Source organism: Nostoc flagelliforme FACHB-838 (genome assembly GCF_014698065.1).
GTDB lineage: Bacteria > Cyanobacteriota > Cyanobacteriia > Cyanobacteriales > Nostocaceae > Nostoc > Nostoc flagelliforme_B.
Window position 1 is genome coordinate 36,564 of sequence record NZ_JACJSI010000042.1, and the last position, 23,080, is coordinate 59,643.

The window sequence follows — 23,080 nt, forward strand, 5'->3', positions numbered from 1 at the left end:
GGATGGCTCTTAGAATCCTTGATGATTACCCAGTGCTTGAATTTCACTATCATGGTGATGGCTACGCCCAGAGCAGGCATCGCCTTGCGCCATGTCATTTTGGCTGGAGGCTACAACAACTTGATGGACTTTTCCATCTCTGGACTCAAGTCTTGAGATTTCATGCAAAGCCCAAGGGGTACTTCTGAGCTTACCTCGCTTGTTGAATTTTCTGAAAACCTGCCTTAGTTCTTGATTTAGTGATTTTTGGGGTGAGGCTATCTTGCCGAATCCTTTGTGATTCATACTGCCACCCCTCCAACCTTGGCTTCAATTTGGAGAAGTACGGCGGCCACCTGACCACTAAACATGCCTTGCTTGACTAATCGCTGTAAGTAAAAAGACTCCTCTAAGTTGAGGTTAGGCGATCGCAGTAACTCATCCGGGTTGGGGCATGGTCTTAGAGCAACGTCACAGCAACCCGCTTTTAAATATTTGGTGCTAGTTCGGCGATCGCTTATATGGTTTGATAATTCCGAAATTCGAGATTCTTGATTGTTGGGGAAAGTTTGCGTTAGAATACTAGGCTTTTCATTCGCAAACCCCTGTCTGTCAAAAGTGAGGGGTTTATTCATTGGGTTGTCCTTTGTTGGTTTGGACAGCCCCTTAACTTTTAAATTTGCAGATTGTAGGGATTAGTCGGTAAGCTTGAAATAGTTATAAATTTAATTAGACTTGCTGGTTGCAGAGTCCGGGGGCTGAAACGTCTAGTAAACGTTTCTTTGTGCGCTGCTTTTGCTTACCGTGGTGGATTGATGACTAATCCCTGCGATCGCACTCAAAAAGCTGAGGGCTGTGTGGCTAGCATTTTTTTTGCTAGTTATTTTGTGAACTCTAGATGAATTAAGCTAAGAGATTATATCTTTTGTGTAGTCCTCAAAAATACAAACTATTGGTAAGGGGATCGCATACTTTGGAAATCTCTTCATATACCAGTACCGCCATTGCGTAGCTTGCCGCCGTAGGCATCGCTGAGTATCCGTAAAACTTCTTCTAAAAGTACTGTCTGACTGGACAAGGTTTTATTTGTGGTCGCCTCAAATCGCTCAACTCTACGATAGATTAGAGCGATCGCGGCGCTATCTGTTTCACTCATTGTCCGCTTTTAGTCCCTGTTCAAATTCATCAACAGCTTGAATTGAATCTGAAATTGTAATGCATTGCTCTAGCAAGGAAATGTCTAATCCTGGTAGTATTTCGCTTGCTGCCCTAAGCTCAATAAGCCTGATATGCCATCAGTTCTGTACTTCTGCAACCATCTCGTGACTGTTGAAGTATCTTTTGCCAAGCGTTTTCCGATTTCTTGCTGCTCCTTAACCTGCCCGCTTTTTATCCACCACAGCATCATAAGCTTTTCTTTCTGATTTCCTAAATTTGCTGTTTGTAGACGTTTTTTAAGTTCTTCTTCGCTCTCTGCTATTTCAATCTTAAAAGGGCGGCTCATAGTTATTTTAATTTATCGAGTTTATTTTCTCTATTATATGCACCTTCATATAAAATCGGTATGAGAACTGATTAATAGAAGAAAGTTTGATTCTTTACTTTCTTACAGCTTCACACAAGTTCCTCTTAAAAGGTGATTACAGAATCAGTCAAGCTCTCCTAGAACTCAACTGAGTTTATTCCTGAATTCAAAGTCACCACAGGAGTAGTCATGCATTGTTAATTTTCGTATGCTGCTTGATTGTTAGTCGTTCTCCCCCTATCCTCACAAAAGGTAGTAATGGTAAAGTAAATTTCCAATACTGGCAATACTTCAGGGTGATTTATGAACAAAGGGGAATTAGTGGATGCTGTAGCAGCGAAGGCCAACATCACGAAAAAGCAAGCTGATGAGGTGATTAGTGCTTTTTTAGAAGTCGTTACCGAGGCTGTAGCTAAGGGGGAGAAGATCACGCTTGTTGGGTTTGGGTCATTCGAGCGACGCGAACGTTCAGAGCGTGAAGGGCGTAATCCCAAAACCAAGGAGACAATTACGATTCCAGCTACTAGAGTGTAGTTTTTCACTCTCCCCCCTAAAACAAGAGTTTGCAGTGTAGGTAAAAGTAGGGGTGACAATCGTGTGGTAATGTAAAAAATAATTGTGCAAAAAAGCCAAAGCAGGAATGAATCGACTGAGTAAAGAAGACCTCGCACAAATGAACCAGGACTACTTCCAATCTCTGGACAAAGAGAAATTGGTACAAGTTGCAGGCAAGCTTCATTGTTTAGCAGTCGAACAACTAGAAAAATTAGAGCAAAACTCAAGTAATAGTTCGTTACCCCCATCATCAGACCAATTCAAAAGCAAAGAGAAAGTAGCGTCACAAGAAAAACGACAAAGGGGGAGTGAAGCTTCCATTACTGAATCACAGCCAGAAGATAAGCAAGTTTCAGAAGAAATTGAGAAAGCAAAAAGCAAGGAATTTGGGAAGAAGTTGCCGGGAAAACAGGTAGGGGCTAAAGGGATTTGGCGAACAAACCCCTTAATAGCAAGCCAGACAGTAGCCCATCATCCTCTAACTTGTGCATCATGTAACAGTCGGCTAGAAATAGACCCAGAAGCCAAACCCCAGATGGGTTATTACGTATTAGAGTTAGAAAAATTAGATTCTGGAATCGAGTTAAAATGCACGCTTCATCACTACTATCAAGCAACTTGTGGTTGTGGACACCACACTTTATCTAAACCGCTTGCAGGTTACATCTCAGTAGTAGAAGGGAGAAGCAAAGATTTATGTTTGCAAGAGTATGGACTTGTTGGACCAATGTTGGCAACGTTTATTGCTTGTCTTGCGGTACGATATCGAATGTCTCGACCCAAAATTAGGGAATTGTTGAATGATTGGGTTGGGGTATCGCTTTCGGTGGGAACAATCGACAGATGCATTCGAGAAGTAGGAATAGCTTGTTCGGCGGTAGTCGAGGAACTTATTGTTGAATTACAATCGGCAGAAATAATCCACCTTGATGAAACACCCTGGTATGAGAGAGGAAAATCTCGGTAGTTATGGGTAGCAATCACAAGTACAATAGCGGTTTTCCACATTGGTAGTCGTCGGAAAGAGGAATTATTGCACCTGATAAGCGAGGCGTTTGTGGGATGGTTGGTCACTGATGGCTATGGAGCCTACAGTAGTTACCCGAAACGCCAACATTGTTTAGCCCATCTCATCCGCAAAGCCATTGCTTTGACTGAAGCGCTAGATAAAGAAGTAGCAGATTTAGGGCAGTGGCTTTTAGAAGAACTAAGGGAACTAATACATTCACTTGCTACTGGCGACGGGGAATCAAATGAATCAGACTCACACCCCGCTCGCCTTTATAGAGTCTGCCGATTAGCTGCGGTTGCAGAGCATACCAAGTTAAAAGCTTTAGCTAAAGAGATTTTAACTGATTGGGATGCCGTGATTGCGTGTTTTTATCACCCGCAGTTACCACCCACCAATAATGAAGCAGAGAGAGCTTTACGACATGCTGTAATCGTTGCAGACGACCTGGAGTTGTTAAGTCAGTATGATCGGCAAGTTCGTCAACAACAACGCCCGATTCGCTACTTCGCTCAAGATGAGAGCCGTTTTGGACTTCACACGCTGCTCGGACGCTTGATTACTGCCTGTGGAGTCAAACCGATAGGACAATGGCAGTGGTTATTCAAAGCCTTTTGGCTCTATGGTGCGGTTGAACCTGCAACCGGAGAATCCTTCTTTTTAGAATTTTCTCATGAATGGTAGGGCTTTCACCTACATCTGACCGAGAGTTCAGCCTTTAGTGACAGTAATCTGCTGTCGGGCTGGATTAGTTATTTACGGACTGATTACCGTGATTCACTAATCAACGAATCGCACGATTTAATTAACCGCTATCTCAAGAATGAAAAGCTAACGCCAAGGTTGCTTTGGGATAATGTTAAAGATATCATCCAAGTTAGTGAGAACGCATATCTAGTTTTTGATGACACAGTAATTGATAAACGATATGCCATAGAAATAGAAACAACTAAACGGCAATATAGTGGGAATGAGCATAGAGTCATCCAAGGAATTGGACTAATAAATTGTATATATGTCAATCATGAAATAGGAAGATTTTGGGTAGTTGACTATCGTATTTATGACCCAGACAGAGATGGAAAAACAAAAATAGTTCATGTGACAGAGATGCTGCAAAACCTTGTGTATCATAACTTTTACTATTTGAAGCCGTGTTAATGGACACTTGGTATGCGACAAATAAATTGATGTTATATATTGATGGGTTAGGAAAATATTATTATTGCCCTTTGAAACTTAATCGACTTGTTGATAATAAGGAAAAGCAAGAAGATTATAAAAGAATTGAATTGTTATCTTGGGATAATGAGGAGTTAAAATCAGGTAAAATAGTTAAAATCAAGAAATTTCCCGCCGCCAAAAAAGTGAAACTGTTCCGGGTAACTGTCTCCACCGACAGAACGGATTTTATCGCTACGAACGATTTATCTCAAGATTTTACGGACATTGTACAACAAGTGTGTAAGGAACGATTGCAGGTTGAGGAGTTTCACCTTTGAATTAAAACAATTGACTGGCATTAAATCATGCCAATGCCGTAAGGGTCGGATTCAAAGAAATCATATTGCCTGTGCTATTTTAGTCTGGCTTCGACTCAAAGATTTAGCTTATAACACTGGTCAAACCATCTATCAAATTAAGCATGGATTGTTATCAAATTATTTATTTCAACAACTCAAACGTCCGACTGTTCCCATGTTTATCGCATAGTTGTTTCGTATGCGGCGCGGTTACACCACACCATTGCTTGTGCCAGTTGCGTAAGTCCTGTATGTGATTCAACAGTGGGTGGAACAGGCAAAAGTGATGCTGTTGAAAACGGACTTGGCGATAACCCTTCGGGATAGCTTCGCTTACCGCAGACATTGCCTTACAAGTCGGCTTCTCCAGCCAAAGCCATTTGACGCAACAGTTTAAGCGCCTGACTGGAATGACCCCCAAGCAGGTTCGCTAACCTCATAAGAATCTGACAAATCATTGTAAAAATCTGAAAGAAGTTGAGCGTTGGCACTCATTACACTCAAGCTAGATCAGACGAGAATCCAATGCAGCTTGCACTCCTGATACAACAACATGATTGGTAAGCGATCGCAGTAAACAGGTAAAACGCCAACAGCTTGCAAAAGTACGCTCGATTGTATATTTCATTCACTCATTCATTGCATTATGAAAACCAAAGAACCAACCATTGTTTTTGACCAAGAACGCGCTTCTAACTTGATGACGACAGCGTAGGTACTTTTCGCCGGGGGATCGGGTGTCGTGGGGCGCGCCGCCGTCAGGTGCTTCTGCCAGAGGCATCCCGGCATTCCAGTGTTCATCGGAGGACGGAACCTGCAAGCGGCAGGCGAAGTCGCCCAGAAGGTGGGCGCTGCCGAAGCCGTTGTCATAGATATTGATAAGCCCCGCTTGGGCCTCGGTGACGACCGACTATCTACGAATACTCTAAGTAGCCTCTTCGACCAGATGGCCAACGCTTAATTTTACGGACGATCGCCGTTGGATTCTCCAATTTCTCGGTTCTACCTGTCGGCAGTATTACCTACTGTGTTAGCGCAGGAATTAATCCTCTTGTGCCAGCTGAAAGTACAGAATGTCGGCACTAATATCTCTTTGAGCGATTCCCTGTGAAGAGCGGTCGATTTTGGAGCGAGAGATTAAACAAATCAAGGTTAATAATTCAACTTCAAACCCAAAAAATTTGTGGTTGCCTGAATTTAAAGAAATAATTAAACCTATTACCTAATCTAATATTGGGTAGGCTTTCAATGCCGTCTGAACAACTTGTAGGAGTTCCGTGCGACTGGCTCCACTTGCTGCTTGCCCGGACAGGCCAAAGTTGACCGTGAGCACAAAGCGGGCAAGGGCAGTAGGGTCAGCATCAGGCGGCAAGTCACCCTCAGATACCGCCCGCTCGAAGCGATCACGGATAGCAATCTCGTCTGCCGCTCGGCGTTCTACCAATTCCTGATGAAGCGGATCATCTGGATCTGCACAGGCGAGCAAACTCTGTGCAACCAGACATGTGGACGGATTGCCTGGATTGGTCACTAAATCTACAACGCCCTGCATCATCCGCTCGATCACTCTCCGAGCCGTTGGTTCCTCAAGGGCATCCCGCAGGTATGCAGTGTGCCGATCCCGATAGCGATCGAGTGCCTTGCGGAATAAAGTCTCTTTGTTGCCAAAAGCGGTGTAAAGGCTCGGACGGTTAATGCCCATCGCCTCAGTCAGATCTGTGAGCGATGTCCCCAAATAGCCCTTGCACCAGAACAGAAGCAAAGCCTGCTCTAAAGCTAGGTCGATCGCATTCTGCCATTGGAGTCCACTGCCGCGAGACTGCCGAAGCTCATCAAAGATAGCCGCCTTGTAGTGATACCGGGCGGTCCTCACGCAATCAATTGGACTCATGCAAATGAGGTGAACTCCATATTGCTGGACTTTCTGCGTACCGATGTACAACTTCAGCTCAACTCACGCATCAAAATCCCTACCTCAAGGATTTAGCGCCGATTTTGACGATATTCCTCCAAGTTGTCGATAAAATCCAGAATTTCAACGAAGCGAAAGCCAAAGTCTGTCAATTTATATTCTACACGCGGTGGAATCTCAGGATAAGCAATCTTTTCCACAATGCCAAAATTAACGAGATCGGACAACCGCTCATTCAAAACTTTGGTCGTCAAGCCCCCAGTCGCACGGGTCATTGCTCCTGGACGGTTAATGCCTACGCGAATTAAGTGTAAAACTGCCAACATCCATTTACACCCAAGCGTATGCTCCACGATATGGGCAACGCTTGGCTGCAGGTTAGAAAAATTATTTGTTGATCGACGAGGCTGTGATATCTGCATTTGCTACTAAACGGTAACTACCTTACCAAATCGTGCTGACTTGCGAAGTTAGGGAGAACTTACCTATGCTGAATGGTATCGAAATCACTGTTTATTATAAATCAAGGAGAGTTGGCACAAATGGAATTTATGAAAGCAGCCGTATTAACTGCGTTTGGTGATGCTGAGAAGTTTGAGATTCAAACTGTTCCCACACCAACACTGAAGGCGAATCAGGTGTTAGTCAGAGTTTGTGCAACCTCGATTAACCCGATCGACTACCAAACTCGTCGTGGTGATTACAAGGAACTGGTTCGATTACCCGCTATCCTTGGAGTCGATGTTTCAGGGGTGATTGAGGCAATTGGCGAAGCTGTGACTGATTTCAAGGTGGGAGACAACGTGTACTACTCGCCGCAAGTTTTTGGAGAATTCGGTAGCTACGCTCAGTATCATGTGGCTGATGCAGCGATTGTTGCATTGAAGCCTGCAAATCTATCGCACATTGAAGCAGCTTCTTTTCCGCTTGCAGGCGGAACGGCTTGGGATTGTCTAGTGACTAGGGGCAATCTACAAGTTGGTGAAACAGTTCTCATCCATGCGGGTGCGGGTGGAGTGGGTTCGATCGCAGTTCAACTCGCCAAAGCAATAGGGGCATACGTTTTTGCGACGTGTAGTTCTAGAAACCGAGATTTCGTGACAGAACTGGGCGCAGATCGGGTGATTGATTACAAAAATGAAGATTACGTAGAAGTCATTCGTCAAGAAACAAATGGACTAGGTGTGGATTTAGTTCTAGATACGATCGGCAAAGAAACAATTCAGCATAGTCTAGAAATCATTCGTCCCTTTGGTAGGCTTATAAGCATTGTAGACATTGCAATACCGCAATCCCTTCTTGAAGCATGGGGTAAGAATCTGACGATTCATTTTGTTTTTTCACCCCAGTACCGAGCAAAATTAGAGGCTTTGACAAAACTCATCGAGCGTCATCAGCTTCGCCCAGTGATTGATTCAGTATTTTCTTGGGATCAGGTCGTTCTGGCACATCAGCGTCTAGAGCAGGGAGGAACACGGGGCAAAATTGTGCTGAAGTTTACAGAAAATTAGACCAGCTTTACGGCGTTGGTAATTGCTAAACGGATCGGAGTTTGATTGTGTGCTGAAGGTCAACATTGATGGGAACAGGAGAAACAGGATGATACTGCAAGATAAAGTGGCTAGTTGCTACCCCGCGCTTACTGGCATCGGTGTTGCCTCACTCGCCTCCCCAGAAACATTAGTTGAGATTGAGGCAACAGCAGCGCTTAAGTAATTATCTGCTTACTGGGTTGGCAAAGTCCCTCCGATGGGAGAAGTATCGATCGCGGAATCAAGGTTACTATATATTCTTCGTGTTGGATTTCTGGCTGGTGACTATTGTGCTCCGCTGCACATTTGCTTAAAGTCGGCATTCATTCAACAAGTTGCTGAAGCCTCTGACATTGATTCAAAACGGTTCGACCTTGTGCATTGTTTCGGTCAGCAAGATTTGCAACTTCATCAGATTGGAATGATGATGTTCGCTGAGTTGCGATCGGGTGGGATGATGGGTCAATTATATGTCGAATCACTCACTCAAATCCTGGTGATTCATGTACTACGACACTATTCGACCCTAACGCAACCGATTGGATCACAAAACAGCAGCTTAACTCGTACCCAGTTGCACCAGGCGATCAATCTTGCTTGGACTCGTCACGCCCCTCGGCGAGGAACTGCTCTTCCGAGGTGTCATCACTAATGCACTGCTACACTACGGTTCGTTCATCGGGGTCCTCGGCAGCACCCTGATCTTCGCCCTTATGCACGGCTTCAATACCGTCTTCCCCGCCGCCTTGGTGGTCGGTCTCGTCACCGCTGAGGTGTACCGCCGCAGCGGATCGGTCTGGCCCGCAGTTGTCGCCCACACTGTCGTCAACCTGCCCACAATCCCGGTGATGGTGCTCGCTGGCACGGGCTGATATGACGGATCGGAGTTTGATTTTGTGCTGAAGGTCGATATTAATTAAAATCATTGAGAGTGCCTGGAGAGATTTTCCATCCTCCTACCGTTTAGTCATCAGCCAACCTCAGAACATTGTGTATGTAGTCTGCCCGACTGACTTGGCTCCTGAGTTGAATTACATGCGAAATATCGAGGCAATTCAATGTAAGCGTTTTTCGATTCCATAGGAGAAAAATGAAAAGATTTACCTTGTTTACTTTCCTGTATCTCGCGCTGGGAGTTTGTCTGACGGCGATCGCGCTTGAGTACCCGAACCTGACTTCGAGTCTTCAAACAAGCTTGTTAATCAATGCAGGAGCATCCTACATCGTTTGTATCCTCAGTACCTTCCTATTTTGGCGTGAGGCGACGATCCGCATCTATCGCAGACGGAATTCAGTGGTAATTCTACCCTGGTTGGTGATTGGATTAAAGATTGTTTTGATGATCTGGGATGCTCAGAGTCAGAACTGGACGATAGAAGCCTTTTTACGAGCATTTTCGGAGCTATTAATTGTCTTAATGTTTGCAGAAATCATTGTTATTACATGGCGAGTTAAGTCTGAACATTAATATCTGTCTAAATCGGATGATACCGAAACGAACTCGCTCTTCACCATAAGAATTTGACAAATCGTTGTAAGAATCTGGAAGAAGTCAAGCATTGAAACTCAGCACACTTGAGATCAACACAACGAAGTTAATGCTGAGGAAAGCACAATGATTCCAATTTCCGACTTACCCATTAAGGGACTTCCAGAAAATAAACTATTCCATATATAATGATAATCATTATATATTGGGGATTTTATTCCTTGGAAGTCCCCAAATGACTTCTCGTTTCAAGCAGACAGGCTCTCTGCGTTCGGCTCCAACGAAGTGTTATGCAAAGACAACACAAATTGCTCTTTAAGTAATCTTTACTTATCTCAACTGCCAACTTAAAGTACTCACGCCACCATCAATGATCATCTCACTACCCAGCATGAAGGAGGATTCATCGGAGGCTAGGAACACCGCTGCTTTGGCTATCTCAATCGGATTGCCGAGCCGCTTTAACGGAATTTGGTTGCGGAGCGCCTCTGCTACTTGCTGAACTTGCTCGGCTGGAAGACCAGACTTTCCGAGTATCGGTGTGGCGATCGGACCTGGGCTAATGGCGTTGACCCGAATTCCTCGCTCGATCAGTTCACCAGATAGAGTTTTTGCCAGCGAGATCATCGCAGCCTTACTTGCACCATAGACGCTAGAGTTTGGCATCCCGATGTGAGCATTAATTGAGGTATTCAAGACGATCGAAGCGGGATTTGCCAAAATTGGCAATAGATTTTGGATGAGAAAATAGGGTCCTTTGAGGTTGACTGCAATTTGATTATCGAATGTTGCTTCATCCCAAGCCTCAAGCGGTTGAAAAATACCAATCCCAGCATTAAGAAAGACGGCATCAAGCTTGTCGAAAACTTTAGCGATTTCCTCTGCCAAGTGCTTTTGTTCGCCGACTTGGCCCGCATCGCTCTTAATGAAGATTACCTCTTTGCCCATTTCTTGCTGTGCTTGAGCTAGTGTGTCTGGGTTGCGCCCAGTGACTGCTACACGCGCACCCTCTGCAAGAAATTGTTTGGCTGTCTCAATCCCTATACCCGTTGTGCCACCAGTGATGAGGGTACATTTTCCTTGTAAGCGGTTCATGCGAAATCTCCTTATTCTGAGGGTTTTAAATCAGATTAACAAGAGTGATTTCCGGTCCAATTAGCTGCTTGCCTGACACCGACAAGCTTGGTGAACCGTCACTATCGGCAACTTGAGCCGCATAACTATTATTTGGACTGAAAATTTCCACCTAAGAGTCCGTCTTGAGGCACTTAGCCCGAAACTTTCTGTCTAAATCCGCATTGAGCGACTTAGCCCGACGCGATTTCCACATAATACCCCTCCACAGGGATCTTAGAGCCTGTCGAGAAACAACCTTTACAATTTATTATCTAGAAAGCTTATTGATAAAGCATTTCTAGCTCAAAAGAGGCAAGGTTGTTACATGACTTACTCTTAGGCGGAAATCTTCCGTCTTTCTTCCACAAGAGAACCTGCCACCATCCCCCTAAGATCCTGAATGACAGAATTACAGCGTTAGAAATTGCCGTGATGGAACCACGACCCAGAAAACTGCTCGAACAAGTCTCTAACCTGCTGCGGGTGAAGCATTATTCATACCGCACTGAGATAGGCAACCACTTTTCATCCCCTCAGAATGATTATCATTATTTTCTATATGTCAAATTATGATTTTTGCTGAGTAAATTTATTTCTTGGAAGTCCCTTATTAAAAAAGCGAAAACTAAAAAGCTCTCACCAAAATCAGATGTCTGCAAAAATTTTGATGACACAAAATTAAAACCAGTCCTGCTGGATGATGCCCCGATCGCTTCGCTGTAGTACTTTTCGCGGGTGGCGGCAAGATAGAAGCGGGGATGGTTGAAGCCGGGATTCGTCCAGTTATCGCGGTGGAGTTTGACCCAAGCAAGCCAGAACTAAGTCGAGCGTTCGTCGAAGACGTTGCCGTTGGCGTTCGCGTAGCGTGTCGCAGACAAGCCTCTCGTTCCCGTTAACGTCTCTGAAAGAGAAGGCATCGCCAAAACCCATCACCACAACTTTAGCGAATATGGCTGTAGAATAATCCAACTAACAGTGCAAGAAGTAGCACAGTCAGGATTTCTAGGTTTTCCCCGCCGCCCCGATTACCTCCACGCCTCTTTGGTATGTGCCAACACCACTGTTAATAGAAAGAGTTGGGGGGCGTACACAGTCCAAATATAAACCCGGACATTTACCTTGCAATACTATATTGCGATGCCTGCGGCGGACTGCGCCTACGCATTTCACCGATCACAAGGGTTGCAACCGTAGTAAGTTCGCTGATATCTGGTTGCCTGATGCTACGGTCAAGTTTTTGTCATACGAATTCCCCAACGAAACTGCTACGGCGGGGTCAATTATTGGCTATTCTATACCTCCCAGTTTTGCAACTCAATTATTCATGTCGGCACAAAGTATTTTGAAAGGAGGAATCAGTAAATTCAGCTTGCTGTGCTATCAACCCTTCACTCAGGAATAAAAACTAATAAACAAAGGACTTGTCCAAACCTGAGAATCATCAATCTGACGACCTGAAATATAAACTGGGACAAAACCATAGGAACTAGATTCAGGCTCTAGAATAAAACTGCCACTTATATCTCTAGGCATGGGAGTTGTACTTAACCGTTCTACCGCCAGAAAAAGTTCTGTTCCTCCAAGTTCTTGCCGCAGCATTCCTTGGTTGAGGATGTCTTGTCCGCTAAATTCCCAGGTAAATTCAGGACAATGGATATAAGGATTACGCCGTAGTGGACTTCCGACTTTGGTGTAACTATCGATTTGAACCTGTAGCCGGAATTGCGCGTGGAGTAAATCAGATAAATTCAGTTCAATTGCATCAGCATCTCCATAGGTATCAGAACGGAACTCTAGTTTTAATGCTGCCGCTTGTCTGACATACTCTTCTGGATGTTCTAGACCATAAACTTGATAGCTTTGCACTATAGTATTTGTGTATTCCAGAGTGCCACGCCACTGGGCGCAACGATAGCGGTCTTTAATCCGCGCACCACCCCAACGCAGACGAATTTTGTTAGGAGCGTAACCCGCTTCTGATTGCAGATTACGATGCCACAATAAACCATGATGAGTATATGCTGTAATCTCATCCCAGCCACTCGTACCTAAAAATCGGTAGTTAATAGTCACAGCATCAGAGGCAGTAAATTCATCTCCTTGAATGTGGCAACCAGACCATAACAAAGCAACTATGCGATCGCCTGTTGTCGCCCAAGTATGACGAGAACGCAAAGCCTGATTAATATCCAACTTCGTCAACCCTGGAGCAATAATTCCCGTCACTCCGCCATTGACACCAAATACAGCTGTCCCCGGAACGCCACTGCCACAGCGTCCGCGATGTTCATCACCATTGGCTGACACACCCACTTTATAACCTCTACTAATGGCATCTTGGTAAAACCAAGGGAAGTGTCCCCAAGCCGAACCTACTTCAATTAGACGCTCTAGTTTAGGATGATGCCAGTCCAAAATTGCCCGTCGTCCACCCACATGAGGAATCATTAAATGCTGCTCTGGATTGTGAATATAAGCAGCGTAAAGCCGATCCACAGGCCAAGCTCCGGGTAACAATTGCTGGCCTTTCATGTCTTCATTCCATTCAAAAGAACGCACTTGTTTTCCTTGGCGATCGCAGGGAAATAACACCTCATCACCCAAGAAAATCACATTGCGATCGCCACCAACAGCAGAATTACCACACCATTCTGTGCCAGGGTAGCAAAGAAACTCTCCTTCTCGCGTTACCTCTCGACACAGTTTGACATCATGTTGCCAGCGTTCCTCAGTAATATTAAAATCGTTGGCTGTATATCCTAAAACATCCAGCCCCGCCACATCTCGACCGTAGGCAAAATTGTACTCTGTACTATTCGTTCCTACAGTATTGTTGGAATGTACATGAAGGTCAGCAAAAAAAGTACGGGGATAAATCAAGTTACTATCTGCTGTAATCGGCGTTAACTGACTTTGCAACTCAGTACCCACCAAATTAGCTTGCAGCAAGGTTTCTTGGTTATTCTCTAGGGTCAAATTAGTTTTGACTACCGCCCATCCTTGCGTCGGTAAATCAAGTAACTGCTCCTGCAAACCGCTTAAGTGCAACTTTCCGCCCAAACCCCAACAAGTATTTCCCCAAACATCTTCTACTCGTACCCGCACAGGAAAAGGAACGCCTGTTTTTACAAGTCTAGGAGTCACAATAGTAATTTTAGCTGGTGGTGCGGGGACAACATCAATCACCACATCACCCGGAACTTCAGCAAAGCGGGAAGTACCTACCGGATCGATGTAAGCCCGAAACCGGAAACCTTGTTCAACAAAAGTTTGTACCCTTGTACCTGCGCCACCACCTCGGCGATCGCCTAATCGAATTAAAATGCGATCGCCTGGTTTTAAATAGCCATCAACAATATCGACAATAATGGCCTTTTGATAAGGACGTTCATGACCCTTTTGATCAAACCTTACCTTTAACAACTGTACCGTTGACTGACTTTCACCAGTCAGTGGTGGACGAGCTTGGTATTCTGCCGAAACATAGTTAGCTGCTGTTGGGTCTTCCGTCTGAAACAACGCCCAATCCGAGTAGAATTTGAAAGTTACCTTAAACCAAGCACCATCAGCAATTCCCGAAGCACCAACCTCATAATCAAGCAAAATTTGTTGCCAACTTCCCGCTTCAATTTGTCGCGTATAACAGTGTAAACGACCGAGAAAAGGTAAGGTATTGATGTATTCTAAATATCCTTGAGGGTGTGTATATTCTCCCAATAAATCAAGTATTTCGTCTGACATAGAATTTCTCTCAAAAATAAACCTTCAAGTTGCCAAGTACATCAATAAATCACACTTTTGCGCTCTTTCTTTGCGGCTTTGTCTTGAAAAGTTCAGAGCGTCGGTTTCCGGCGCTCCGACTTTTCGCTGCGTCTACTGTGCGTGAGACATCCAAATTTCGCAAAAACTCCTGAGCCACCAAAGTCAACAACGCTAAAATAGCCAACAAAGAAGCACAAGCAAAAGCAGCTATAGTTTGATACTCCGCATACACCTGCTCAATATGTAAAGTCAGAGTATTAGTTTCATTAATCAATTTCCCCGAAACCACCGAAACCGCGCCAAATTCCCCAATCGCTCTAGAAGTACAAAGAATCACACCGTAAAACAATGCCCAACGAATTGTCGGGAATGTTACACGCCGAAAAATTTGCCAAGAATTGGCTCCTAATGTTTGCGCCGCTTCTTCCTCTTCCCATCCCGTACTTTGCAGCACAGGTAAAACCTCTCGCACTACAAACGGAATAGTCACGAATAAAGTTGTCAAAATCATTCCTGGTAGAGCAAAAATCACTCTTATATTGGCTACTTGCAACCATGAACTAAATAAACCGACGGTAGGACTATAAAGCAAGATAAACATCAAACCGACAATAGTAGGTGAGATTGCTAATGGCAAGTCTAAAATTAATAACAGCATCACCTTACCAGGAAACGAGTATCTTGCTAAAACCCAGGCTGCTAAAATGCCAAAAACCGTATTAACAGGAACACATATTAATGTAATCAATACAGTTAAGAATATGGCATGGTGAGCTTCAGGCGTAGTTACACTCTGTAAATAAGCCTCAATTCCATTAGCAAAGGCTTGATAGAAGATATTCAGTAGGGGAAAAAGAACAGCGATCGCTAAAAATGATAACCCTAAAGTCATCAACACATAGCGCCCCCAAGGTATTGATTGTAACTTAAGCTTCATACCTGCGACTCCACAACTGTAATAAGTTGGTACAGATGAGAATCACCATAGAAATCATTAACAACACAATCGCTACAGCCGTTGCTCCACTATAGTCATACTGCTCTAATCTGCGATAGATATAGACGGAAGTAATCATTGTTTCATAGGGAATATTACCGGAAATAATCAGCACAACTCCGTATTCACCGATAGCACGGGCAAAAGCCAAGGTAAATCCTGTGATGGTTGCAGGTAGTATTTGGGGAAAAATCACTCGCCAAAATGTCTGCCAAGAATTTGCACCGAGAATATGTGCTGCTTCTTCAATTTCTGGTTCTATCCCCATTAAAACAGGTTGTACAGTCCGAACTACAAAAGGCAGAGTAACAAATACCTTAGCGAAGACTACACCAATTACAGATGAGGTCAAGTTTACCTGTTCAATACCCAACAATCTCAAGCTTTCACCTAAGAATGTTCCCGGATCTAAATACTGTCCGATGACTCCCCCAGAACCGTAGAGAGATAACAAAGCAATCCCCGCCACTACCGCAGGCATAGCAAAAGGCAAGTCTACTAATCCATCTGCCAACCTCTTTCCGGGAAATTCATATCGAACTAATATCCAAGCCAGGATTACCCCAAAGACACTGTTAATTGAAGCAGCCAACAAAGCCGCCGAGAAACAAAGTTTATAGGCTGCTACAGCAGGGGGAGCAGTGATGACTTGCCATAATTCTGTCCAGGAACTTTTGGTAGCCTCTAGAAAGATTACTCCTAAAGGCAAGAGAACGATAAAACTGATATAGGTTAAAGCTAAACCTTGTAGAAGCGAACGGTGAAAGCGTTGATGGGAAACTGCGACAGAGATGGCTAACATTGTAATTACCTATTTCTGACTGCTTGGGCAGAGTCGAATAATGCGCCATCGGCAAACAGTTTCTGATCTACAGCCTTCCAATCACCAAAGTCAGCAATTTTATAGAGGGTTGTAACTGGTTTATATTGAGTGGCATATTTTTGATATACCGTCTGATCTATTGGGCGATATCCTTGTTGGGCGTAAATTTCCTGTCCTTTGGGAGAAAACAAGAACTTAGTAAATGCTTCGGCTACTTCGCGTGTTCCTCTGCTATCTACAATCTTGTCAACTACAGTCACAGGAAAATCAACCTGGATATTAGTTGCTGGTACAACGTAAGGAAAATCCTCTGCAAGGGCATCGTTGGTAAAAGTAATCTCGTTTTCAAAAGTAAGTAGTGCATCACCAATTTTGTTTTTGATGAAAGCATCTGATGCTTCTCGTCCGCTACTGACTAGGGTTTTGGTGTTTCTCACAAAGCTTCTAAGATAATTTTGGGCAGCTTGTTCTCCTTGAGATTTGAGAAAAGAACCATACCCTGCCAAAATTCCCCATCGCGCATTCCCACCTGTTTGGGGGTTAATGCCAACAATTGCTACATTGTCACGAGTTAGATCGTTCCAACTTTGAATGTTTTTAGGATTTCCAGTCCGTATGACTACAACCATCACAGTATTAGCAGGGGAAGCCTGATTGGGTAATCTTTGCTGCCAATCTGGACTGACAAAACCTTTTTCCACCAAAGCATCTATGTTACTTTGGATATTCTGTGCTGTAATATCCGCTTGTAAACCCCCAAGAATTGCTCTGGTTTGCGCTCCAGATCCGCCATAAGATTCTTTGAATATGACATCTTGCCCAGTCTTCGCTTTCCATTGTGCCTGAAACGCCGGAATCATTTTGGAAAATAAGGCTCTCGCTACTCCGTAAGAAACTAACGTCAGTTCAACCGAGTTGGATTTTTGATCTGTGATGACTTGGGCTTGATTTGTTAATGTTTGGTTTTGCGTAGAATTTTTGGTTTGAGTGCAAGCTGGGATAAAAAATCCCGCAGCAAATAACAAGGCGTGTAAGGTCTTACGCCTCTTCATAAATTCCTCCTAGTTATTATTCTTGGCTTGATTTAGATAATACTACCAAAAACCGATAAAATAACTGTATTTAAGAAAATACTAATTAAAAATGATTTGATTACACCCCCGGACAGTGGTGGCATCTTTGATGAGCAAAAGTTGTACTAAAGTGCGGCGGTAGCATTGCGGACTCTATATTGGAGTGGGTGAGGGAGGAGGGGTAATGAGTGCGACGATGCTCCGCCTGCGATCGCTCCCAAGAATAAATGTTCAAAACAGCTAGAAGCCTTGCTTAATACCGCAGATTTTGTCAGAAATATCGACCACAGGCAAAACCAGAGAAACGGAACCACTGGGGGAGCAGCTTTTTGCCATCGGTGATAAAAGGTGGAAAGGCGAAAAAGTCATCGCCAGGGCAGATGAGTTTACCTTGGGACAAACAGCGAGTAACCGAGAGTACTGAGGTGCATGAGGTAGCAGCAAAATTTATTCAGGCGAATTGCTTTCAGCCCTCAGTGACAGGTACTGGTTTTGCGTAATGCTGATGTACATTCATTTCTGGAATAGTTGAATTAAAAACTTCTCAAGTTTTAGCGAAGCTCTTAATTACTAGTGAAAATGGTTTAATAAAATTGAGTAAATTGCTTGATTGTTACTATTATAAAGCTCATAAAACTAATCAAATATAACTTATCAAATCTGCCTTTTAAGACTAGTACAATGAAAACTTATGCTTCGATATAACTTATTGATTTAACAACATTTATTAATAATTCTGATTGCTGGAATAATACAAAATGCAACTGGAGAAAGCGTAGAGTAATTACGAAGTTAAGGATCTACTATTATGGCTATCGCACTTTAAATGGGGGATAGTAGCTATAGCGGTTCCTGACAAGCATGAGGTACGTTTTCAAAGCTATTAACCTTAGTAAACAATATTTGAGTCTACCTCAGTTGCTTAGAAAACGCTATAAATAAAATTTGTAGTTGAAAAAATACATTTAATATTTATTATTTTAGCCTTAATCTCTATCTAAAGATAGTTATTCTTCAAATAAATAATTTTCAATTTATTCTGACTATTTAGGAAAACTTAAGAAAATATAAATATTTAAATTTTATCCCTGGCGGGGGGATTGTTCAGTCTTAAAAAAACTGGTTTTCTGATTACGTAATTAAGTATTAAGACCAAATACAACTTTCTGGAGAGTTAAATGCTGCTCAAAAAAATTTCGGGTCTGCTCATAGCGGCAGCTATTCTGCCATGCTTTATTCAACCAGCTTCCGCTCACGTTATTTGGTTTGAGAAAGAAAATGCTCAATACAATTTATTATTTGGGCATCCCGAAGAAGGCCCACAATTCTATGATGTGACAAAATTCACAGGAGCAGAAGTTTACGATATAAACAAACAAACAATTCCTTTTAGCATTAATCAAACATCAGACCAGTTATATCTAACTGCTGATAAAGAAGTAGCCGCGATCACAGCATCATTGGATAATGGCTATGTTGCGGAAGTAGGCGATGATGCTTATTACGATATTACAGCCACGGAAGTTGGGAACTACCAAAATGTTAGGCATTTGCTCAAGTACACTAAAGCTTTGTATAACTGGTCAGATGCCTTAGCACAATCTTTCAATCTACCCTTGGAAATCTTACCTTTACAAAACCCTTTTGCTGAGGACTTGTCAGGCAGTTTATTAGTTCAAATTCTGGCTCAAGGCAAACCAGTCAGCGATTCAGTTACTGTAGAATACCTTGGGCAAGAAGTAGCAAAAAATGCGGATGGCACTTTTTCTATTCCCATCGGTACACAAGGGCTAGTACAAGCAATTGAAGCCAGCTACTCAATATCAGTTGGAGGTATAACGACTTCTTACGAAACTGGTTTTACAGCACAAATAGCCTCTGTACCAGAACCTTCGGCCTTATTAGGATTAAGTGTAGTAGGTTTACTGGCTTTACGTAGAAAGAAAATCCTACTGAATAAATAACTACTTTCTTGCGAGGTTAGTTAACACATCAAACTGAATAATTTAATTAACTCTAGGTGAGGCTTAATGCCTCACCTATTTTTCTAGAAAACCCATTTGATATCTTTTAGACCATAGGTATGATCGATTACGCAATTGACCACATGAAACGAATAATAACCAGAGCTTTCAGACAAGCTGGCAATGGCTCTAATCTTCCAGAAAAGTGAAGGTTGTTCTAAAATAATGGTTAGTTCTAGCGAAAAGTCATAAATGGCTAAGTCTCGACTCAATCAACTATATTATTGAGTGTCTAGAGGCGTGCGAAAGCTTCGGGATACTGGTTCCTTTGCAAAAGATATTCCCAAGGCAAACACAATCATGTCGTTAGTATCAAAGAAGCGTGCTAGCCAGAGAGAGAGAATTGTCATGAGGTTACAGCAGTTGAACCAATCCCAAGCTGCATAAATCAACACCACTAATCATATTTTGGGAACAATTGTTCCCATTCATCCTTCTATCGCTGTCATTACCCTAAGGAGCAATCATAGGCTATGGAGGGCGGTTGTTAATCGAGCAGGGATGAGGGCGGGGGCGGCGATAGGGGAAGCTTAAGCCAAAGGCGATCGCTGTTTCACAAAATAGTCTACTGAGCTATTCACTTCAGCAGAGTAGAATAACCAATGCTTGATTTACCAACATTCAATTTATACAAAAGTAGATATTTATACTTCTGTAGAAGTACTACAAATCCTGACCATAGCGAATGCATGATCGGACATTTAAAAATTTTTTCCGAAATCTTACGGATGTCGCTTGTAGAATTTGATCAAAGCAAGAAGTCAATCAGTTCAATGACTTTTGTTTTAGGGCGTTTTTGGGGGTTTACGGCTTACGTCGTGCTTTAGTAATTGCTGGCTCAGAAAGCCAAGTTTTGAGTTTGTGACTAGTAGACGATCAGGCTACAAAGGATTTAATGGTGAAGTATTACCAGGGTTTGAAAGCAGGTCAAGGCAGACATGAAGCACTGCGAGCGGCACAGTTAGAGTTGCTAAATACGGAGAATTATCAGCATCCTTACTTTTGGGCAAGTTTTATTGCCTCTGGACAATGGACTCCTCTTCAAAATAAATAGCGTAAGCGCTCCAACTCCAGAACGGCTCAAATGGTGGAAGTCATCAGCCCAGGATGCCGAAGCTGAAACAAGAGTACGAGCGCCGATTCCGAGAGATTCTTTAGGAGCGGCTGTAGGCAACGGAGCGATCGCCAACACTCAAAGATGACCGCAGTTAATCCCACGGTAATGCCAACAGTTGATTTTTAACGTTAACGTGCGTCTTTTTGTGGAGTGTTGCTATAGCCTCAAAGCATTCCATCACAAGCATTAACAGGAAGATTAGTTAGTAATTAAGCTTTGATTAAAATAAGGTTATACAACAGAGCTTTTCACATATATAAGTCCATTTTTCAAAGCTAACACCTTTAGGAGCGCTATTGCAGACCCCAGACTCTGTTGAAGTAGGAGACACAGTTTTGATTCTACGTCCTTTCTATGTAACTGGAAAAGTTGGGGTTATTTGTGGTCGAGAGCCAGACTCAGATGGTCAATCAAGCATACGCTGGCTTATTCAAGTAGATTCAAATGAGGAAAATATTCTAGTATCACTCAGGCGCAATGAGTTTGAGGTGATTACCCCGGTTCACTGATAGGAGCAAGCATTGTTTTACTGCGGGTTAAACGCTGATAATCAGAAAACTTGACTTTCAGAGTTAATGTGCGACCTCGCGTTTCGTGCTACACTAACCGTTGCTCGACAATTTGGGCAATCTGTTCAAGTTCTTGCAACATCTGACCGACATCGCTTAAGTCCTGTGCAAATGAGGTTTCTGCACCAACTGACTTACGAACCCGATTTGCCTCAACTGGACGGTCATCTTCTGCCCTGGCAATCTTATAGTAATAATGACCAGCTTTACCAAAATGGTGTGTTAGCTCCAAGAGCGATGCCTTCTCTTTCAGAGACGCTACCGCGAACGGCAACGTCTTCGACGAACGCTCCTTCAAATCTGCGCCAGTATGAATGCCGAGTGAGTGCATCTTAGCCGCCGTAACTTCTCCTATACCGTGGAACTTCTCAATTGCTAGAACACCGATTCAGTAATCGGAGAGCAAAAGGAAAATCAGCCCAAAGAGAAATAAACAATGGAGAATAAAGCGTAGAAAACGCTTGCCAGCCAAGACTTATAGCGACAAATAAGCTGTAAGCAATATTTAACAAAATCTCTTGGAGAGGGATAACCTGAATTGAGGTAGATTCAGGTAATAAATATCAGCTTCGCAAGCAGAGAATCTACGTATGCGGCCAGAAAATTGGAATCCACTGATAGAACTATCAGCAGCAGAGCAAAGTCTTGAAAGCCGCTTTGGACTTAAACTGAGATGACCCAAACCAGAAAAATTTGGCCTTGGGGATTATATTAGACGCTTTAGAACGACTTGAGACTTTTGTGCAAGCACAACCAGAAAATACCGAACACCCTCAAGTTCGTTCGGCGTTGGAAACCGCAAGGTTAATTGAAGCGCAAGATGTGGAAGTGGATGCTCATGGCGAGATATAACGACTTTACCACCGTTGCCGAAGTTTCATCACCGCGACTATCAGGATCTGGTGACTGATCAAAGCGGTAGTTGCGCCGGTGGTATTGCTCGTCCTGAAGACATTCAACTAGCCAACTATTACTACAGCGAAATGCTGAAATATCGGCAACTCAAAAGCGAAGCCGAACAGCAAAGGGAGCAATTTACTCAACTGCGTACCCAAGCCGAAAGTCAGGCGGCTGCTCTTCAAGAACAACAAACCCTTGCGGCTCAAGAGTTGGCACTGCTTCAGCAAAGTATAGGTAATAACCAAGACCAGATTAACGCCAGACAAGAAGAATTAGCGATCGCTCAATTCCGAGTTGATGCCCTTTCTCAACTGCGAAACTGGACAGAACAAACCCAGGTGCAACTGCTCTCTGTTGAACAGCTGAATTTAGCTCAGGCTCAACTTGAACAGGAGATTGCCACAAACCGTCAAGATTTAATTGACGATGCCGCTAAAGCCGAACTCAATACACAACGCCTCAATATCGAACGCGATCGCCAGATTGCTGTCGTTAAACTCGAACAACTAAACCAACTCAAAACTGAAGAAGCTCTACAAACGGCGATCAATAATCTCCGTTTCGATTTAGGGCTGAATCCCTAGCTATCTAGTTGGTATACAAAGCAGGTAAGCTGAGGAAAGCACCTACCAGCAGTAAAAAATTAGTGATAGTAAAGTCGCCTCGCCATCGCCCAGAACGAAAATTCAGCAATATCAAACGAATAATCTTAGAATGTTCGCTCATCGAATGTGTCCATTGTGGAACAGAATTAGTGTTACGCAGACCAAGGCATCTGCGTAAAACTGTTCAAACAATGGATGGTGCAATATTCGTGGCAGGCAAGAGTAAAGAATGTACCAATTCCAGTTGCACACGTTTTGGTAAACATTACTACGGTCGGTTCGCTGATTTAAAAAGCTAGAAGAGGAATTAATGCACTGTAAAGCTTATGGAGCTTAATTAGATAGGATTCTGGTAAGCACTTATCCAGGTACAAGGTAAGGGAAAGTGTAAAGTGACTGCGGTATTCCCATCAGAGTTAAAATTTGTTGTTGAAGTTCACCGAGTTGAGTCATTTCGTAGCTGCCGTCTCGATGAAAATACATTGTTATACCATTGAAAGCATTCAACAACTTTTCTGCTGTTGGTTTGGTTGTGTGGCGCTTGGGATTACCATCATACAGACCAGCCAA

The 23,080-nt window shown here is 43.3% G+C and carries 30 protein-coding genes and 5 pseudogenes; 19 read left to right on the forward strand and 16 right to left on the reverse strand.

The window, feature by feature from the left end; translation table 11 throughout:
• Positions 1 to 9 precede the first annotated feature (9 nt).
• The 4 genes from H6G97_RS20215 to H6G97_RS55435 form a co-directional block, all read right to left on the reverse strand.
• A complete protein-coding gene (locus H6G97_RS20215; protein ID WP_190942489.1) occupies positions 10 to 285 on the reverse strand; it encodes a hypothetical protein in 276 nt (91 codons plus the stop codon).
• Entirely contained in the window at positions 282 to 614 is a 333-nt protein-coding gene (locus H6G97_RS20220) for a hypothetical protein (protein WP_190942490.1), read from the reverse strand. Before H6G97_RS20220 ends, H6G97_RS20215 begins: the two co-directional genes overlap by 4 nt.
• Before the next feature lie 350 nt (positions 615 to 964).
• A complete protein-coding gene (locus tag H6G97_RS20225) occupies positions 965 to 1,135 on the reverse strand; it encodes a hypothetical protein (RefSeq protein ID WP_190942491.1) in 171 nt (56 codons plus the stop codon).
• Positions 1,136 to 1,219: 84 nt separating this feature from the next.
• Positions 1,220 to 1,483 carry a helix-turn-helix domain-containing protein gene (locus H6G97_RS55435; protein WP_190942492.1) on the reverse strand — a complete coding sequence of 88 codons (264 nt, stop codon included), beginning with the start codon at positions 1,481 to 1,483 and terminating at the stop codon, positions 1,220 to 1,222.
• 324 nt (positions 1,484 to 1,807) lie between these two features.
• Here H6G97_RS55435 and H6G97_RS20235 point away from each other — a divergent pair, with 324 nt between their 5' ends.
• The 6 genes and pseudogenes from H6G97_RS20235 to H6G97_RS52680 all read left to right on the forward strand — a co-directional run bounded on the left by H6G97_RS20235 (position 1,808) and on the right by H6G97_RS52680 (position 5,025).
• Entirely contained in the window at positions 1,808 to 2,038 is a 231-nt protein-coding gene (locus tag H6G97_RS20235; RefSeq protein ID WP_190942493.1) for an HU family DNA-binding protein, read from the forward strand.
• 106 nt (positions 2,039 to 2,144) lie between these two features.
• On the forward strand, positions 2,145 to 3,026 hold the full coding sequence (locus H6G97_RS55985; RefSeq protein ID WP_422394197.1) for a hypothetical protein: 882 nt from the start codon (positions 2,145 to 2,147) through the stop codon (positions 3,024 to 3,026).
• 12 nt (positions 3,027 to 3,038) lie between these two features.
• Positions 3,039 to 3,491 (forward strand): annotated as a pseudogene (locus tag H6G97_RS55990) (IS66 family transposase); the annotation flags it as partial.
• 63 nt (positions 3,492 to 3,554) lie between these two features.
• Positions 3,555 to 3,743, forward strand: a pseudogene (locus tag H6G97_RS55995) (IS630-like element ISAcma28 family transposase); the annotation flags it as partial.
• A 24-nt stretch (positions 3,744 to 3,767) separates the two neighbouring features.
• Positions 3,768 to 4,781, forward strand: a pseudogene (locus H6G97_RS56000) (IS701 family transposase).
• A 190-nt stretch (positions 4,782 to 4,971) separates the two neighbouring features.
• Entirely contained in the window at positions 4,972 to 5,025 is a 54-nt protein-coding gene (locus tag H6G97_RS52680; RefSeq protein WP_242055022.1) for a hypothetical protein, read from the forward strand.
• A gap of 71 nt (positions 5,026 to 5,096) precedes the next feature.
• On the opposite strand, the gene H6G97_RS54810 is transcribed toward H6G97_RS52680, so the two are convergent.
• The 3 genes from H6G97_RS54810 to H6G97_RS20260 form a co-directional block, all read right to left on the reverse strand.
• Positions 5,097 to 5,219 (reverse strand): hypothetical protein, encoded by a 123-nt coding sequence (locus tag H6G97_RS54810; RefSeq protein WP_277883309.1) that lies wholly within the window; start codon positions 5,217 to 5,219, stop codon positions 5,097 to 5,099.
• A gap of 594 nt (positions 5,220 to 5,813) precedes the next feature.
• Positions 5,814 to 6,482 carry a TetR/AcrR family transcriptional regulator gene (locus tag H6G97_RS20255; RefSeq protein WP_190942494.1) on the reverse strand — a complete coding sequence of 223 codons (669 nt, stop codon included), beginning with the start codon at positions 6,480 to 6,482 and terminating at the stop codon, positions 5,814 to 5,816.
• A 92-nt stretch (positions 6,483 to 6,574) separates the two neighbouring features.
• Positions 6,575 to 6,925: a winged helix-turn-helix transcriptional regulator gene (locus H6G97_RS20260; RefSeq protein ID WP_190942495.1), complete on the reverse strand. Its 351-nt coding sequence runs from the start codon at positions 6,923 to 6,925 to the stop codon at positions 6,575 to 6,577.
• Between the two features lie 120 nt (positions 6,926 to 7,045).
• Between H6G97_RS20260 and H6G97_RS20265 the strand changes: the two genes are divergently transcribed.
• From H6G97_RS20265 to H6G97_RS20285, 4 genes are all read left to right on the forward strand, one after another.
• The gene (locus H6G97_RS20265) at positions 7,046 to 8,014 is read left to right on the forward strand and encodes a zinc-dependent alcohol dehydrogenase family protein (protein WP_190942496.1); all 969 of its coding nucleotides are present in this window, start codon (positions 7,046 to 7,048) and stop codon (positions 8,012 to 8,014) included.
• A gap of 238 nt (positions 8,015 to 8,252) precedes the next feature.
• Positions 8,253 to 8,687 carry a hypothetical protein gene (locus tag H6G97_RS20275; protein ID WP_199349498.1) on the forward strand — a complete coding sequence of 145 codons (435 nt, stop codon included), beginning with the start codon at positions 8,253 to 8,255 and terminating at the stop codon, positions 8,685 to 8,687.
• Entirely contained in the window at positions 8,629 to 8,907 is a 279-nt protein-coding gene (locus tag H6G97_RS20280; RefSeq protein ID WP_199349500.1) for a CPBP family intramembrane glutamic endopeptidase, read from the forward strand. The genes H6G97_RS20275 and H6G97_RS20280 overlap by 59 nt, the downstream gene beginning before the upstream one ends.
• A 218-nt stretch (positions 8,908 to 9,125) precedes the next feature.
• Entirely contained in the window at positions 9,126 to 9,503 is a 378-nt protein-coding gene (locus H6G97_RS20285) for a hypothetical protein (RefSeq protein WP_190942497.1), read from the forward strand.
• A gap of 351 nt (positions 9,504 to 9,854) precedes the next feature.
• On the opposite strand, the gene H6G97_RS20290 is transcribed toward H6G97_RS20285, so the two are convergent.
• Positions 9,855 to 10,619 carry an SDR family oxidoreductase gene (locus tag H6G97_RS20290; protein WP_190942498.1) on the reverse strand — a complete coding sequence of 255 codons (765 nt, stop codon included), beginning with the start codon at positions 10,617 to 10,619 and terminating at the stop codon, positions 9,855 to 9,857.
• 25 nt (positions 10,620 to 10,644) lie between these two features.
• Positions 10,645 to 10,770: a hypothetical protein gene (locus H6G97_RS54815; protein ID WP_277883310.1), complete on the reverse strand. Its 126-nt coding sequence runs from the start codon at positions 10,768 to 10,770 to the stop codon at positions 10,645 to 10,647.
• Positions 10,771 to 11,398: 628 nt separating this feature from the next.
• Between H6G97_RS54815 and H6G97_RS52685 the strand changes: the two genes are divergently transcribed.
• Both H6G97_RS52685 and H6G97_RS52690 read left to right on the forward strand, forming a co-directional pair.
• Positions 11,399 to 11,536 (forward strand): hypothetical protein, encoded by a 138-nt coding sequence (locus H6G97_RS52685; RefSeq protein ID WP_242055017.1) that lies wholly within the window; start codon positions 11,399 to 11,401, stop codon positions 11,534 to 11,536.
• 152 nt (positions 11,537 to 11,688) lie between these two features.
• Positions 11,689 to 12,042, forward strand: coding sequence for a hypothetical protein (locus H6G97_RS52690; protein ID WP_242055018.1), 354 nt, complete (start codon positions 11,689 to 11,691; stop codon positions 12,040 to 12,042).
• On the opposite strand, the gene H6G97_RS20300 is transcribed toward H6G97_RS52690, so the two are convergent.
• Genes H6G97_RS20300 through H6G97_RS20315 form a run of 4 tightly spaced genes read right to left on the reverse strand, consistent with a single transcriptional unit; the run spans position 12,033 to position 17,274 of the window.
• Positions 12,033 to 14,381, reverse strand: a complete 2,349-nt coding sequence (locus H6G97_RS20300) for a DUF3604 domain-containing protein (RefSeq protein ID WP_190942499.1) — start codon at positions 14,379 to 14,381, stop codon at positions 12,033 to 12,035. The two genes, H6G97_RS52690 and H6G97_RS20300, sit on opposite strands and share 10 nt — an antisense overlap.
• A gap of 49 nt (positions 14,382 to 14,430) precedes the next feature.
• Positions 14,431 to 15,339 carry a sulfate ABC transporter permease subunit CysW gene (cysW, locus tag H6G97_RS20305; protein WP_190942500.1) on the reverse strand — a complete coding sequence of 303 codons (909 nt, stop codon included), beginning with the start codon at positions 15,337 to 15,339 and terminating at the stop codon, positions 14,431 to 14,433.
• Entirely contained in the window at positions 15,329 to 16,201 is an 873-nt protein-coding gene (cysT, locus tag H6G97_RS20310; protein ID WP_190942501.1) for a sulfate ABC transporter permease subunit CysT, read from the reverse strand. The genes cysW and cysT overlap by 11 nt, the downstream gene beginning before the upstream one ends.
• A 5-nt stretch (positions 16,202 to 16,206) precedes the next feature.
• On the reverse strand, positions 16,207 to 17,274 hold the full coding sequence (locus tag H6G97_RS20315) for a sulfate ABC transporter substrate-binding protein (protein ID WP_190942502.1): 1,068 nt from the start codon (positions 17,272 to 17,274) through the stop codon (positions 16,207 to 16,209).
• 289 nt (positions 17,275 to 17,563) lie between these two features.
• On the opposite strand from H6G97_RS20315, the gene H6G97_RS20320 reads away from it, so the two are divergent.
• The 5 genes from H6G97_RS20320 to H6G97_RS20340 all read left to right on the forward strand — a co-directional run bounded on the left by H6G97_RS20320 (position 17,564) and on the right by H6G97_RS20340 (position 20,945).
• A complete protein-coding gene (locus H6G97_RS20320; protein ID WP_190942503.1) occupies positions 17,564 to 17,719 on the forward strand; it encodes a hypothetical protein in 156 nt (51 codons plus the stop codon).
• A 754-nt stretch (positions 17,720 to 18,473) separates the two neighbouring features.
• Positions 18,474 to 19,259 (forward strand): DUF4198 domain-containing protein, encoded by a 786-nt coding sequence (locus H6G97_RS20325; protein ID WP_190942510.1) that lies wholly within the window; start codon positions 18,474 to 18,476, stop codon positions 19,257 to 19,259.
• Between the two features lie 955 nt (positions 19,260 to 20,214).
• Positions 20,215 to 20,373 carry a CHAT domain-containing protein gene (locus H6G97_RS52695; protein WP_242055019.1) on the forward strand — a complete coding sequence of 53 codons (159 nt, stop codon included), beginning with the start codon at positions 20,215 to 20,217 and terminating at the stop codon, positions 20,371 to 20,373.
• A complete protein-coding gene (locus H6G97_RS20335; protein WP_190942504.1) occupies positions 20,336 to 20,521 on the forward strand; it encodes a hypothetical protein in 186 nt (61 codons plus the stop codon). The genes H6G97_RS52695 and H6G97_RS20335 overlap by 38 nt, the downstream gene beginning before the upstream one ends.
• A gap of 211 nt (positions 20,522 to 20,732) precedes the next feature.
• Entirely contained in the window at positions 20,733 to 20,945 is a 213-nt protein-coding gene (locus H6G97_RS20340) for a hypothetical protein (RefSeq protein WP_190942505.1), read from the forward strand.
• Here the strand turns inward: H6G97_RS20340 and H6G97_RS20345 are convergent.
• Positions 20,929 to 21,336: pseudogene (locus tag H6G97_RS20345) on the reverse strand (DinB/UmuC family translesion DNA polymerase). The gene H6G97_RS20340 and the pseudogene H6G97_RS20345 sit on opposite strands and share 17 nt — an antisense overlap.
• 368 nt (positions 21,337 to 21,704) lie before the next feature.
• On the opposite strand from H6G97_RS20345, the gene H6G97_RS20350 reads away from it, so the two are divergent.
• Entirely contained in the window at positions 21,705 to 21,857 is a 153-nt protein-coding gene (locus H6G97_RS20350; RefSeq protein ID WP_190942506.1) for a hypothetical protein, read from the forward strand.
• A 50-nt stretch (positions 21,858 to 21,907) separates the two neighbouring features.
• A complete protein-coding gene (locus H6G97_RS20355) occupies positions 21,908 to 22,489 on the forward strand; it encodes a hypothetical protein (protein ID WP_190942507.1) in 582 nt (193 codons plus the stop codon).
• A gap of 4 nt (positions 22,490 to 22,493) precedes the next feature.
• Here H6G97_RS20355 and H6G97_RS20360 read toward each other — a convergent pair whose 3' ends face one another.
• Positions 22,494 to 22,631 carry a hypothetical protein gene (locus H6G97_RS20360; RefSeq protein WP_190942508.1) on the reverse strand — a complete coding sequence of 46 codons (138 nt, stop codon included), beginning with the start codon at positions 22,629 to 22,631 and terminating at the stop codon, positions 22,494 to 22,496.
• 239 nt (positions 22,632 to 22,870) lie between these two features.
• Positions 22,871 to 23,080 (reverse strand): annotated as a pseudogene (locus H6G97_RS20365) (hypothetical protein); the annotation flags it as partial.

Coding starts and splice junctions, on each gene's coding strand:
- H6G97_RS20215 (WP_190942489.1), bottom strand. CDS start 285: ATGAATCACAAAGGATTCGGCAAGATAGCCTCACCCCAAAAATCACTA.
- H6G97_RS20220 (WP_190942490.1), bottom strand. CDS start 614: ATGAATAAACCCCTCACTTTTGACAGACAGGGGTTTGCGAATGAAAAG.
- H6G97_RS20225 (WP_190942491.1), bottom strand. CDS start 1,135: ATGAGTGAAACAGATAGCGCCGCGATCGCTCTAATCTATCGTAGAGTT.
- H6G97_RS55435 (WP_190942492.1), bottom strand. CDS start 1,483: ATGAGCCGCCCTTTTAAGATTGAAATAGCAGAGAGCGAAGAAGAACTT.
- H6G97_RS20235 (WP_190942493.1), top strand. CDS start 1,808: ATGAACAAAGGGGAATTAGTGGATGCTGTAGCAGCGAAGGCCAACATC.
- H6G97_RS55985 (WP_422394197.1), top strand. CDS start 2,145: ATGAATCGACTGAGTAAAGAAGACCTCGCACAAATGAACCAGGACTAC.
- H6G97_RS54810 (WP_277883309.1), bottom strand. CDS start 5,219: ATGAAATATACAATCGAGCGTACTTTTGCAAGCTGTTGGCGTTTTACC.
- H6G97_RS20255 (WP_190942494.1), bottom strand. CDS start 6,482: ATGAGTCCAATTGATTGCGTGAGGACCGCCCGGTATCACTACAAGGCG.
- H6G97_RS20260 (WP_190942495.1), bottom strand. CDS start 6,925: ATGCAGATATCACAGCCTCGTCGATCAACAAATAATTTTTCTAACCTG.
- H6G97_RS20265 (WP_190942496.1), top strand. CDS start 7,046: ATGGAATTTATGAAAGCAGCCGTATTAACTGCGTTTGGTGATGCTGAG.
- H6G97_RS20275 (WP_199349498.1), top strand. CDS start 8,253: ATGGGAGAAGTATCGATCGCGGAATCAAGGTTACTATATATTCTTCGT.
- H6G97_RS20285 (WP_190942497.1), top strand. CDS start 9,126: ATGAAAAGATTTACCTTGTTTACTTTCCTGTATCTCGCGCTGGGAGTT.
- H6G97_RS20290 (WP_190942498.1), bottom strand. CDS start 10,619: ATGAACCGCTTACAAGGAAAATGTACCCTCATCACTGGTGGCACAACG.
- H6G97_RS52685 (WP_242055017.1), top strand. CDS start 11,399: ATGGTTGAAGCCGGGATTCGTCCAGTTATCGCGGTGGAGTTTGACCCA.
- H6G97_RS20300 (WP_190942499.1), bottom strand. CDS start 14,381: ATGTCAGACGAAATACTTGATTTATTGGGAGAATATACACACCCTCAA.
- cysW (WP_190942500.1), bottom strand. CDS start 15,339: ATGAAGCTTAAGTTACAATCAATACCTTGGGGGCGCTATGTGTTGATG.
- cysT (WP_190942501.1), bottom strand. CDS start 16,201: ATGTTAGCCATCTCTGTCGCAGTTTCCCATCAACGCTTTCACCGTTCG.
- H6G97_RS20315 (WP_190942502.1), bottom strand. CDS start 17,274: ATGAAGAGGCGTAAGACCTTACACGCCTTGTTATTTGCTGCGGGATTT.
- H6G97_RS20325 (WP_190942510.1), top strand. CDS start 18,474: ATGCTGCTCAAAAAAATTTCGGGTCTGCTCATAGCGGCAGCTATTCTG.
- H6G97_RS52695 (WP_242055019.1), top strand. CDS start 20,215: ATGGTGAAGTATTACCAGGGTTTGAAAGCAGGTCAAGGCAGACATGAA.
- H6G97_RS20360 (WP_190942508.1), bottom strand. CDS start 22,631: ATGAGCGAACATTCTAAGATTATTCGTTTGATATTGCTGAATTTTCGT.